The following is an 11,764-nucleotide window of genomic DNA, read 5'->3' on the forward strand; positions in this document are numbered from 1 at the left end:
GTAACGGTTCACCCAGACCAGTTGACAGGTAAAAAATGAGACGATCGTCCGGTGATCCACTATTGCCTCTTGCGTGATCCTGTCAGCTTGGCACCATCAGGGGCATGAGCACATCCATGACCCCACCGGCCGCTTCGCCGCTGACCCTTGAGCAGGCTAATGAACTTATTCAGAAGCTGATGGCGCGCATCGCCGAGCTAGAAGACCGACTCAACCAGCACAGCGGCAATTCCTCCAAGCCTCCTTCCAGTGATGGGCCAGGCTCACCACCACCTGCTCGGCCGCGCCTTGCCTCAGGTAAAAAACGCGGCGCCCAACCGGGCCACAAAGGCGCTCGGCGTGAGCGTCATCCAGCGGATGAACGGCTGACGGTAATACCCCATTACCCTGCCAGACAGTGCGCCTGCTGTGGGGGCAATGTGGTATTTCATGACAAACCCTACCGCGTCCATCAGGTCTTTGACCTGCCCGAGGTCAGCTACAGGGTGACCGAACATCAGCTCTTTAGCGGCACCTGTTGTCATTGCATCGAGACCAGCCCGGCTCCGTTGCCCGAGACGGTGAGCAGCAGCCAGATGGGGACCAACCTGCTGAGCTACATCGCCCTGCAAAGTGGTCTGTTTCACCAGAGCATTAGCCAGATACAACAACAGCTTAAACAGCACTTCGGCCTGAGCTTCAGTCGCGGCGCCATCAGCGAGGCGCAAGGGCGAGTCAGTGCCATGTTGACCCCGACGCACCAGGCCATCAAACAACAAGTGCAATCAGCCTCCTGTATCCATGCCGATGAAACACGGCATCAGCGTGGTGGTGAGCGGCGCTGGATGTGGCTGGCACTGAGCAAGGTGGCCGTCTGTTTCATGACGGCGTTTGGCCGGGGTCAGGATGCGGCCAAACGGCTGCTGGGCTCAGAATTGGATGGCGTGTTGGTGACAGACCAGTACGCAGGATACCGTTTCATCGACAGCAGCCAGCGTCAGCTGTGCTGGGCCCATGTACTGCGCAATGTGGCAGCGATTGCCGACAGCGGCGAAAAGGTCAATCAGCCCATTGGGGCCCGACTGGTGCTTCTCGCAAATAGCGTATTCAGGGTTCGACATGGCTATGAACAAGGCGTGTTGAGCCAGAAACAATATCAGCGAAGGCTTGAGCGATGTCGGCAAAGCTGGCGAAAAGAGCTGGGGCGAGGCAGTTTGCTGTGCAGCAAGCGCTACCGAGGTCGCTGTCGGCTACTGCTCAAGGATGATGAAATGCTGTGGCGTTTTCTGGAAAACGACGAGATAGCCTTGACCAATAATGAGGCGGAACGGGCGCTACGCGGGTATGTGCTGTGGCGCAAGGGGAGCTATGGCGTTTGGTCACATCGGGGAGAGCTGTTTCGGCAGCGCATCTTGTCTTTGATAGAGACAGCCAAGCGGTTAGGTCGCTGTCCGCAGGAATGGCTGAGGGCCGTGGTCGGTGCCTGCATAGAGAAAACAGACTACCCGCTCCCGGAAGAGTTGTTGTCAACATCCTCCCGGTGAACGGTTACCTTTTTGTTGCCTGGGGGATAGTGTTATGAACATGAATGCATGGAGGTCAGGGAAGATGACGTCAACAGCAAGGGCCTTTGGGGTGATCAGCGTGCTGTACTGGCTGCTGGGCATGCATTTCTTTATGCACAACCCCGGCGGAGCCGGGCTCTACCTGCCCTTCAACGCCTGGGGCTGGATCTTCGCGAGCCTGGTGATGGCCCTGGGGCTGTGGCAGGTCACCCTCAACCAGCGGCTGATGGTTTCGCCGCTGCTGACGGTCCTGTGGCTTGGCGGCTTGCTGCTGTTGCTGCCCATGGCCTATCCCGGCTTCGAGCTCAAGGATTACGCCATTCCCCGGCTGCTGGGGCTGTTTGCCGGCCTGTTGTTCCTCGCCAGCCTCTACCAGTGGCGGCTGGATCGCGGCGCACGCGACCGGCTGCTCTATCTGCTGCTGGGTGCCGTCGCCATAGAGGCGCTGCTCGGCCTGGTGCAGTACTACCTGCTGGTGCCGGGCAACTGGATAGGCTATGACACCAAGGTCAACCGCCCCTACGGCATCTTCCAGCAACCCAACGTGATGGCGAGCTTCATGGCGACCGGCTTGTCGCTGGCCATCTGGCTGGAGCTGCGGGGCCATGGGCACCCCTGGCTCAGGGGGCTGCGCTATTGGGTGATCCTGGCAACGTCCCTGCTGCTGGTGGTGGTGCAATCCAGGGTGGGGCAACTCGGCGGGGTGTTGGCCTTGCTGCTGCTCGTGCCCCGGTTGCACCGTGAGCGGTTGCTGGGCCGGGTACTGGGTCTGGTGGCCCTGGGGGTTGCGCTCGGGCTGGCCTCCCAGTACGGGATGGCGGGGGCAAAGCGGGGACTGGAGATATACCAGTCCGGCGGCATGCGTTCCATCTACTGGCCATATTCTGCCAGGCTCATCGCCGAGGCGCCCTGGAGCGGTTGGGGCTACGGCAGTTTCGAGTCCGTTTTTCTGCAGCACTACATGGCCGACAAGGCGCTGAACCCCGCCATGGTGCAGATCGAATACAACCTGGATCACCCCCACAACGAGTTTCTCTACTGGGCGGTGGAGGGGGGGATGGCCCCCATGCTCGGCATGGTGCTGATGGGGGGCACCCTGCTGTGGCGGCTGGGTCGTGCTGGCATCGTCAGGGGGGCGGCCTTGCTGGCCCTGGTCACGCCCATCCTGCTGCATACCCAGACCGAATATCCCTTCTACCACGCCATTGCCCTGTGGTGGGCGCTGCTGTTGCTCATCCATGTGGTGGATGCGGAAGTGGAGGAGGAGGGGCTGGCCGGCCACGCCAACTGGCGGGAGCATGTCTGTCGCCCCTGGCTCTTGCTGCGCTTCGCGGCCATCGCCATTCCCCTCATAGTCGTGCCCTTTATGCTGACGGCCCTGCACACCGCCTGGGTGGTGACCAAGTATGAGCGGGGCGGTTACAAGCAGCCGGCGCTTCTGCTCGACATCGTCAATCCCATGGCCTGGCTGACCCGGGTGGAGTTTGACGTGAACGCGGTGCGGCTGATGGTGGGCCTGCAGAGCAACAACAAGGGAGAGCTGGAGGCCTATCTCGACTGGGGGCAGGGGTTCGTGCGCCATACCCCCAGGGCCAATATTTACGCCAACATGGTGATCGCCCTCAATGCCCTGGGGAGGCGTGAGGAGGCCGATCGCCTGCGGGCCGAGGCCCTGGTGCTTTATCTAGGTGAGCCCTTGCTCACCGGCTCGGCGGCGAGATCCGTTGCCGCGACCCTGGAGCGCAAGCCCTCTTCATAGTCCGGAGTGACAGCCCTCGGTGTCTTTCCATCACGGCCGCCTCGCGGCCGTGATCATTTCCACCCCGGGCAAGCTGGCAGTCAGCTTTGGTGGTGTAGTCTCCCCGGGGGGATGGCGTGGCCCAAGGCGGGGTCGGCGTCATCGGGTCTTGGTCGTCACCGGAGTGGATATCGTGAAGAAGAGTGCATTCATCGTCATCAGCCTGCTCGCCCTGACGGGTTCGCCCGCTGTCGCGGGCACCAGCGCCCAGGTGGAATACGGCACGGTACAGGAGAGCCGCCTCCTCACCCAGGAGGCGCCCCGGCAGGGAACTACCCGGCCCCTTCGCACCATAGGGGCGGCCGCGCTGGGAGCCGCCGTCGGCAGCCAATTTGGCGGTGGCTCCGGCCAGACCGTCGCCACCACAGTGGGGGCCGTCGCGGGGGCCGAAGTCTCCCGCCGCCGCCAGGGTAACCAGCAGAGCGGGCAGGGCCGGCAGACGGTCGAGCTGCTGATCAAGACGGAGGCGGGCAAACTGCTCAACGTCGTGCAGGAGCAGGATCCCGCACTCACCTTCGCCAAGGGGGACAGGGTGCGCATCCTGACCACGGGAGCGGACACCCGGGTCGACAAGTCTGTATAGCCACGTCGGGGCAGGAGCTGTACAAGGTTGCACCAAGGGGGGCATCGGCTCGCAAAAACGGGCTTGAGTGCTGGACGGCGGGAGCGTCTTGGCTAAGATAACCGTCTTAACGTCTTGTTTGGCAAGGGAGTATGACATGGAGATAGTACTAGGCCCATTAGAGGCGCGCGTGATCGGCTGCCTGATAGAGAAAGAGATCTGCACGCCGGATCAGTACCCTCTCTCGCTCAATGCGCTGGTCAACGCCTGCAACCAGAAGAGCAACCGCGAGCCCGTGCTGGAGCTCGCCGAGCTGGACATCCGCGCCGTGATCGACGAGCTGATCCGCCGCCGCCTGGTGGTCAATACCGCCGGTTTCAACGCCCGGGTGCCGCGCTATCAGCACCGCTTCTGCAACACCGAATTTGGCGAGCTCAAGTTCACGGCCCAGGAGCTCGGTATTGTCTGCGAACTCTTGCTGCGCGGCCCGCAGACCCCGGGTGAACTGCGCTCGCGCACCAATCGCCTGTGCAGTTTCGACGACGTGACCGAGGTGGATGCCGTGCTGGCCGGCCTCGTCGAGCGGGGGCCCTATGTGGTCAAGCTGCCCCGGGAGCCGGGCAAGCGGGAGTCCCGCTACGCCCACCTGTTTGGCGGGGAGATAGACCTGGAGGCCCTGGCACAGAGCGCACCGGCAGTCAGCCACGCCTCTCCTGCCGCCGATCGCCTGAGCCAGCTGGAAGAGGAAGTCGAGCGCCTCAAGTCGCAGTTGCAGGCGCTGGAATCCCGCCTGGCACGGCTCGAAGGCTGAGGGTGACTCCTGGCTCAATCAAGAGGCGCCGCGGCGCCTTTTTTTATGGCGCCGGCAGCCTGAGCCCTGGCCGTGGCGGCGCCTCCAGATCCCTGCGCCGCTTTTTTTGTGCTAATTCGCGCTTAAGGGTCGAGCCGCCGCCGCTTTCCCGTTAAAATTCCGCCTTTGCATCTGCCCGTGAGTTCCGATGTCAGCCTTCACCCTCTCTTCGGATTGCCATGCCCTGCTCTGCGAGCTGCAACTGCAGCGCGCCGCCAGCACCCGTTACCTGCAAGACACGCTGCATGGGCAGCATTCGCTGACCGACACCCTGAACCGGCTGGAGCGGCTGGGGCTGATCCGCCAGCGCACGGAGCAGCAGTGGAGCCTGACGGCGGAGGGGACCCTGACCCTGATCCTGGCGGTACGCTCGGGGGCTTGCCCCATGCCGGACTGGCGCCGGGTGCCCTCGGTCACGGGGCAGGAGGTGGCACAAGGGGTGGTGCGCGAGCTCTGCCTGGGGGAGGCGGGGCAGATCCCGGCCTATTACCAGAGCGCGGAGCTCCTGAGCCTGCTGGATCTGCCCGACGCCCACCGCCTGCTGTCTGGCTCCAGCCCCGCCTGGCAAACCCTGCTGCTCGAACACTTCGCCCTGCAGGCCCTGCTGGATGCCGAGCCGGAGGCGAGCTGGCCGCTGGCGTCCCTGGTCACCCCTTGCGCCCCTGCACTGGCGGCGCGGGTCGAGGCGCTGGCCACCGAGTGGGAGTGGCTCTGCGGACCGCTGACCGGCGAGGTGACCACTCACTGGCCGTCGCTGCAACAACTGGCGGAGCGAGGGGATGAGCAGCCCCTGGCCGAACGGCTCCAGAGGGCGCTAGGGCAGTGGCAGGTGCAGGAGGGGGCCGGGTCCTGGCCCAGGATGTTCAGCGCCCTGCTCTGGCTCGGCTGGTTGCAGCAGGCGGAGCCCATGCAGGGGAGCGAACAGCGCAAGAAGTGGCAGCGCAGCCTGGGCAATGGCTCCCCCCTACTGGCGGATCTGCTGGGACAGTGGGCGGGCGATCGCCACGGTCAGGCGGTGGGGCTGTTCGATACCCTGCAACTGCCGCTGGAGGAGCTGCACTGGGGCTATCTCTGGCTCGATCTCTGCGCCCTGGCCCGCCACGGCGAACAGAGTCCCCAGGTGACCATATTGCACAAGTGGGATCTCTCCCACCTGCTGGAGGCCGAGCCGCGCCACCGTCTGATGGCCTTCTGCCAGGATCTGTTGCGGCTCTTGCTGGGGCAGGGGGCGGTGCGTGCCCCGCTGCATTCGCTGCGCGCCTCCCCCCTGGATGAGGACGAGGAGGGGGCACAGGGCGAGGAAGGCAAGGCGCCCGCCTCGGCGAGCTGGCTCAACTGGTTGCAGGGGTTGGGGCGCTCGAGCGGTGTGCGCAAGCCTCAGGAGCGGCTGGTATGGCTGCTCCACGCCGAGGGGCCCGAGCTCGAGTGCAAGATCCAGAAGCAGAGCACCAAGGGGGAGTGGACCGCCGGGCGCCGGGTCGATCCGGCCCTGCTCTCCACCCAGTACGCCAACCTGCTGGACGAGGCGGACTGGGCGCTGGTGCGCACCCTGCAGCGCAATATGGGCAAGCTGCCGCGAGAGGCCTGGCGCCCCCTGGCGGACCACCCCCGCCTGTTCAATGCCAAGGGGCAGAAGCTGCAACTGGCCATCAGCGCCCCCTTGCTGCAGATAGTCGCGGCCGAGCCCGACGAACAGCACCCGGATGGGCGGCAGATGCGCGCCGTGCTGAGCCCGGCCGCCGCGGCCCGTGGCGCGCACATCGTGCCCCTGGCCCAGGATCTGTGGCAGCTCATTCTGACGCCGCAGGCGCTGCTCGACAGGCTGCCGGCCCTGGAGGCTATCCCTGCGCTGCCGCCCGCCGGGCTCGACGAGCTCCAGCGCACCCTGGATGCCATCCCGGATCTTCCCTGGCACAGCCAGGTGGCGGGGCTCAAGGGCAACGCCGAGCTGGCCCCCTGGCCCGGCATCCCCTCGGTCCAGCTGGATTGGCAGGAGGGCCAGCTGGTGGTCCAGCTGGTGACCCGGGAGGGGGATCTCCCTCCCTTGCCCCTTGGCAAGGGGGAGGCCATGGTGCGCCAGGGGATCCGGGAGTACCACTACTGGCAGCGGGATCTGGCCGCCGAGAAGGCCGAGGCCCAGCGCCTGCGCAACCAGTTGCCCATCGGCCTGCCGGGCAACGAGTGGAAGCTGGATGGCGAGCAGGCGCTGACCCTGGTCAACGCCCTGCCCGAGCTGGTGGACGCCGGCGTGGTGGTGCACTGGCACCAGGACAGCGCCCGCCTCAAGAGCCTCGACGAGGCGGCCTTGAGCCTGCGCATCGAGCGGCGCCAGGACTGGTTCCAGGTGGAGGGGGCGCTGGCGCTGGACGAGCACCAGATCCTCGATCTTCGCCTTATCCTGCGCCAGCTGACCCCGGGGCAGCGCACCGTCCAGCTCGACGAGAAGACCAGCCTGATGCTGAGCGACAAGCTGGTGGAGCGTCTCACCATGCTGGGGGCCATGCTGGACACCGAGCAGCGCATCAACAACAAGCTGGCCTATCCCCTGGCCCGCCTGCTGTCGGCGGTGACCACCGCCGGGGATGACGCCTGGCACGACTTGCAGCAGGAGTGGCAGCAGGAGGTGGAGTGTGCCCCCGAGCTGTTGACGGCGCTGCGGGACTACCAGAAGGAGGGGGTGCGCTGGATGGCGACCCTGGCCCACCACGGCTTTGGCGCCTGTCTCGCCGACGACATGGGCCTAGGCAAGACGTTGCAGGCGCTCATGGTGCTGCGCATGCGCCAGCATCTCGGCCCCGCCCTGGTGGTGGTACCCAAGTCAGTGGTCACCAACTGGCAGGAGGAGGTGGCGCGGTTTGCCCCCGAGCTGGAGGTGGTGGTGTTCGAGCACCCCGCCGAGCGGGCGACCCTGATCCAAGAGGCCAGGGCCGGGCAGATCATCCTGGTGAACTACGGCATGCTCGGCAGCCTCTCCCAGGCGCTCAAGTCCCGTCACTGGGCGAGCATGGTGCTGGACGAGGCGCAGCAGATCAAGAATGCCGGCACCCAGCGTGCCAAACTGCTGTTCCAGCTCGACGGGGATTTTCGCCTGGCCCTCTCCGGCACCCCCATCGAGAACCACCTCGGCGAGCTGTGGAGCCTGTTCACCTTCATCAACCCGGGCCTGCTCGGCAGCCTCGGCGAGTTCAAGCGCCGCTTCGGCAAGGCGGTGAAGGATCCCCGCCACATGGCGATGCTGCGGGCGGTGATCAGCCCCTTCATCCTGCGCCGCCTCAAGCAGCAGGTGTTGACCGAGCTGCCGGACAAGACCGAGATCATCCACCACATCAGCCTCTCCCCCGAGGAGCGCCAGCTCTACGAGGCGACAAGGCGCGAGGTGGTGCAGCAGGTGCAGAGCGCCGATGGCCGCGCCCTGATGCACGTGCTGAGCGGGCTGACCCGGCTGCGGCGCCTCTGCTGCTCGCCCCAGCTGGTGATGCCGGAGTGGTCCCAGACCAGCAGCAAACTGGACGAGGCGATGAACCTGCTGGAGGAGGCCATCGACGGCGGCCACCGGGTGCTGGTGTTCAGCCAGTTCGTCGATCTCCTGAGCCTGCTGCGAGCGCGCATCGCGCAGAAGCAGTGGGACTACTGCTATCTGGACGGCGGCTGCTCCGCCAAGTCCCGTCAGGAGTCCATCCTGCGTTTTCGCCACGAAGCGGTGCCCCTGTTCCTCATCAGTCTCAAGGCGGGGGGCACGGGTCTCAACCTGACCCAGGCCGATACCGTGCTGCACCTGGACCCCTGGTGGAACCCGGCGGTGGAGGATCAGGCGAGCGATCGGGCCCACCGCATGGGCCAGACCCAGCCGGTGACCGTCTATCGGCTGGTGTGCGAGCAGACGGTGGAGGAGAAGATAGTGGCCCTGCACGACGAGAAGCGGGCCCTGGCCGATGGCCTCCTGAGCGGCCAGTCCGAGGTGAAGGGGCTGGACGTGGAGAGCCTGAGAGCGCTGCTGATGAGCTGACAGCCTGTGCGGGTGAGCGAGACAAGGGGAGCATCTGGGATGCTCCCCTTGTCGTTGGGGCCGTGCGGGCGAGCTACCCCTGATAGAGGTAGAGGTGCAGCCGCTCGATGATGGGCTCGCCGCCAATCTTGCGATCCCGGCGCGCCTGACGCAGCTTGGGCGGGTAGTGGCCCAGGTGGGTGACGCTGGGCGAGGTATCGGAGCAGAGCAGCAACGGCAGGCTCGCCTTGAGTTGCTGCTTGCGCGGCTCCCTGTCCTGCCAGAGCAGGTTGATCATGGGGTGGGTCTTGACCGGCCGGCGGATGCGCAGCTGGGCATCCGCCGGCAGGCGGCGAATGTCGTACACCTCCTGATCCACCATCTTGCTCCACTCCTCGTTGTCCGACAGGGCCGGGATGTAGCGACGGCTGCGCTCCAGCATCTCCAGCACCTGCTCACGGCTGAGGCGGCTGATGCTCTGCTTGTCGGCCCAGGTGAAACCGAGGGAGTGGAGCGCCCCCTGAAGCCAGGTCAGCTTGCGATAGACCTGCAGGGTGATGACGCCGGGCAGGGCGCCGTGCACCAGCTCGAACTTCTCGTCCCGTCCGCCGGCGGCCTGCACCAGGGCCTTGAAGGCGAGCTTGTGGCCGTTGATCTCCTCGATCAGGGGGGCCAGATCAGCGGCACAGGCGGCGGGGAAGCGCAGCCAGCCCGGCAGGCGATGAGTCGCCTTGGTGGAGCAGCCGGGGCGGGCGCTGTGATCCTGAAAGGCCGCCAGGGTCGCGGCCAGCGCCGCGTCGCCCTGCAGATGGCCGACTTCGATGGCCTCGATGGGCTCGTGCTCTTCCCCCTGCGCCACGGCGGGGAGGGGATAGACATGGGCCTCCTGCAAGTCGAGCCGGGCGAGCCGACTGGCGAGGCGGGCCAGGGCCTCTTCCAGCAGGGCCATCTGTTGGCGCAGGGCGGCGGCGGGGGTAAAGGTGTCCATCGGCAGATCCTGTGTGTCGCCTGTCCGGCATTGAGGGGAAAGGCAGCATGACTGACTACTGTATAAATAACCATACCAGCATGTCGACAGGGTGCCAAGTGTCCCTTTCTGCCCCTGATCGGGGTCGCCTCGCGGTGCGTGGCGAAGGCGTTGCCTTGCTGCATCGTTCTGTTAAATAACGATCTTTAATGAAACTTTCGGTTAACAATTGGTGGTGAGACCGGGCTGGCCGGCTTTGGGTCCGGCGCCGGTCCGTGCATAGCTAACGTAGGAAACTGCATAGTTAGAAACCCGTGATGCAGGAGAAAATGCTGTCGGGTTGCACGGGGGAAAGTTGCCCTGACATTTATGATAAAAATCATATGGTTATGTTTTTATGGCTGGGGAGAATAGCCATTACTTTTACTAATGTCATGTATCAAAATTCGTCAATTGAGGCACCTCACCGGGCTGACTAAGCTTTGCGCAAGAAAATACGAACCCAGTGCAGAACTTAGAGGAGCCACACCATGGCCAACATGACCTATACCGAAGCCGGTTACCAGCACTCCAGCGACTCGAACCTGGTTGCTCGCGCCAAGATGACCGTCCTGACCTGGCTGGAACGCAGCCGCAGCCGTCGCCAGCTCTCCGAGCTGCCCGCCTACCTGCTCAAGGACATCGGTCTGAACGAAGCCGATCGCTATCAAGAGACCACCAAGCCGTTCTGGCGTGGTTGATCAGCCGGGCACGGATGCCTCGTTTCTCTCGCTGATCCCCGGGGCCTGATGCCCCTCGTGAAGAGCCGCCCTTTCCCCTTGCCGTCTGCCGTCGTTTTTCCTCCCCCGTATTGCTCTCGCGTCCCCTGGTGTTGAATGACTTGTCATCAACCATCGCCAATTTTGTGTCGTTACTGTTTGAATTTGTTTAAAAATTGATTTTAAGCCCGCTCGCCTTGCGTATAATCCGGCCATGGTATTCCAGACAAGAGGGTGAGACGGATGATTCCCCAGCATGACTTTTTGGCCCTGACGCGTCGCCACGAGTGGCAGCTCGATCCCTTCGACTTCGACCTGCCCGACGGCACCAGGGTGAGCGTGTGGGACACCGGCGTGATCTGCCTGGAGCCCGCCCACGGGGCGGAAGATAGGCCGGGCGGGCGCAAGGACATAGTGCTCTCCTGCGGCATCCACGGCAACGAGACCGCCCCCATCGAGATCTGCAACCAGTTGCTGAGCCGCTTGCTCGGGGGAGAACTCAGGGCCCGTCACCGGGTGCTGTTTCTGTTTGGCAACCCCGCCGCCATGAACCAGGGTGTGCGGGAGGTGGAAGAGAACATGAACCGGCTCTTCTCCGGTGCCCACAGCAGGGGGGAGGGGCTGTGCAACCGGGAGCGCATTCGCGCCATGCGCCTGGAGCAGTATGTGAGCCGCTTCTTCGCCGATCCCGCCAGGCCCCGCTATCACTACGATCTGCACACCGCCATCCGCGGCTCGCGCCACGAGAAGTTTGCCGTCTATCCCTTCCCCCACGAGCGCCCCCACTGCAAGGAGCAGGTCCGCTTCCTCGGTGCCTGCGGCGTGCGCACCATACTGCTCTCGAGCGGCCCGACCACCACCTTCAGCTATTACAGTTCGCACCAGCACGGGGCCCATGCCTTCACGGTGGAGCTGGGCAAGGTGCGCCCCTTCGGCGAGAACGACATGACCCGCTTCATCGAGGTGCGCCAGGCGTTGCAGGAGCTGGTGACCCAGGATGAGGTGTTGCTCGAGCCCTGGCGGGCGGATGATTTCACCCTCTTCGCCATCGATCGGGTGATCAACAAGCAGTCGGAGCAGTTCCGTTTCCTGTTTGCCAGCGATGTGGACAATTTCACCGAATTTCCCCAGGGTTTTGTGCTGGCCGAAGACGGGGATCGGCAATACAGGGTAGAGAAACCGCGGGAGGCGGTGGTCTTCCCCAACGCCAACGTGGCCATCGGCCAGCGCACCATGCTGCTGGTGGTGCCGACCCGGCTGTGGGAGTGATCCCGGTCCGCCCGTGCTGGCAGGATCTGCC

Annotated in this window: 8 protein-coding genes; 7 read left to right on the forward strand and 1 reads right to left on the reverse strand. The window is 64.6% G+C overall.

What is annotated here, in order from left to right:
- Nucleotides 1–104 precede the first annotated feature (104 nt).
- The 5 genes from AB5Y72_RS16185 (at nt 105) to AB5Y72_RS16205 (ending at nt 8,760) form a co-directional block, all read left to right on the forward strand.
- Nucleotides 105–1,523 carry an IS66-like element ISUnCu16 family transposase gene (locus AB5Y72_RS16185; RefSeq protein WP_201972752.1) on the forward strand — a complete coding sequence of 473 codons (1,419 nt, stop codon included), beginning with the start codon at nt 105–107 and terminating at the stop codon, nt 1,521–1,523.
- A gap of 64 nt (nt 1,524–1,587) precedes the next feature.
- A complete protein-coding gene (locus AB5Y72_RS16190) occupies nt 1,588–3,303 on the forward strand; it encodes a Wzy polymerase domain-containing protein (RefSeq protein ID WP_368199229.1) in 1,716 nt (571 codons plus the stop codon).
- 172 nt (nt 3,304–3,475) lie between these two features.
- Nucleotides 3,476–3,925, forward strand: a complete 450-nt coding sequence (locus AB5Y72_RS16195) for a glycine zipper 2TM domain-containing protein (RefSeq protein ID WP_052447009.1) — start codon at nt 3,476–3,478, stop codon at nt 3,923–3,925.
- A gap of 136 nt (nt 3,926–4,061) precedes the next feature.
- A complete protein-coding gene (locus AB5Y72_RS16200) occupies nt 4,062–4,715 on the forward strand; it encodes a YceH family protein (RefSeq protein ID WP_049637067.1) in 654 nt (217 codons plus the stop codon).
- Between the two features lie 187 nt (nt 4,716–4,902).
- Nucleotides 4,903–8,760 (forward strand): DEAD/DEAH box helicase, encoded by a 3,858-nt coding sequence (locus AB5Y72_RS16205; protein WP_368199230.1) that lies wholly within the window; start codon nt 4,903–4,905, stop codon nt 8,758–8,760.
- A gap of 73 nt (nt 8,761–8,833) precedes the next feature.
- On the opposite strand, the gene AB5Y72_RS16210 is transcribed toward AB5Y72_RS16205, so the two are convergent.
- Entirely contained in the window at nt 8,834–9,727 is an 894-nt protein-coding gene (locus AB5Y72_RS16210; protein ID WP_042076693.1) for a DNA replication terminus site-binding protein, read from the reverse strand.
- A 509-nt stretch (nt 9,728–10,236) separates the two neighbouring features.
- Here AB5Y72_RS16210 and AB5Y72_RS16215 point away from each other — a divergent pair.
- A complete protein-coding gene (locus tag AB5Y72_RS16215) occupies nt 10,237–10,446 on the forward strand; it encodes a DUF1127 domain-containing protein (protein WP_042076692.1) in 210 nt (69 codons plus the stop codon).
- Nucleotides 10,447–10,707: 261 nt separating this feature from the next.
- Nucleotides 10,708–11,733 (forward strand): succinylglutamate desuccinylase, encoded by a 1,026-nt coding sequence (gene astE / locus AB5Y72_RS16220; RefSeq protein ID WP_042076690.1) that lies wholly within the window; start codon nt 10,708–10,710, stop codon nt 11,731–11,733.
- The last annotated feature ends 31 nt before the right edge of the window (nt 11,734–11,764 follow it).

It is taken from the genome of Aeromonas sp. R7-4 (genome assembly GCF_040908055.1).
GTDB lineage: Bacteria > Pseudomonadota > Gammaproteobacteria > Enterobacterales > Aeromonadaceae > Aeromonas > Aeromonas sanarellii.

Coding starts and splice junctions, on each gene's coding strand:
- astE (WP_042076690.1), top strand. CDS start 10,708: ATGATTCCCCAGCATGACTTTTTGGCCCTGACGCGTCGCCACGAGTGG.
- AB5Y72_RS16205 (WP_368199230.1), top strand. CDS start 4,903: ATGTCAGCCTTCACCCTCTCTTCGGATTGCCATGCCCTGCTCTGCGAG.
- AB5Y72_RS16215 (WP_042076692.1), top strand. CDS start 10,237: ATGGCCAACATGACCTATACCGAAGCCGGTTACCAGCACTCCAGCGAC.
- AB5Y72_RS16200 (WP_049637067.1), top strand. CDS start 4,062: ATGGAGATAGTACTAGGCCCATTAGAGGCGCGCGTGATCGGCTGCCTG.
- AB5Y72_RS16185 (WP_201972752.1), top strand. CDS start 105: ATGAGCACATCCATGACCCCACCGGCCGCTTCGCCGCTGACCCTTGAG.
- AB5Y72_RS16190 (WP_368199229.1), top strand. CDS start 1,588: ATGACGTCAACAGCAAGGGCCTTTGGGGTGATCAGCGTGCTGTACTGG.
- AB5Y72_RS16210 (WP_042076693.1), bottom strand. CDS start 9,727: ATGGACACCTTTACCCCCGCCGCCGCCCTGCGCCAACAGATGGCCCTG.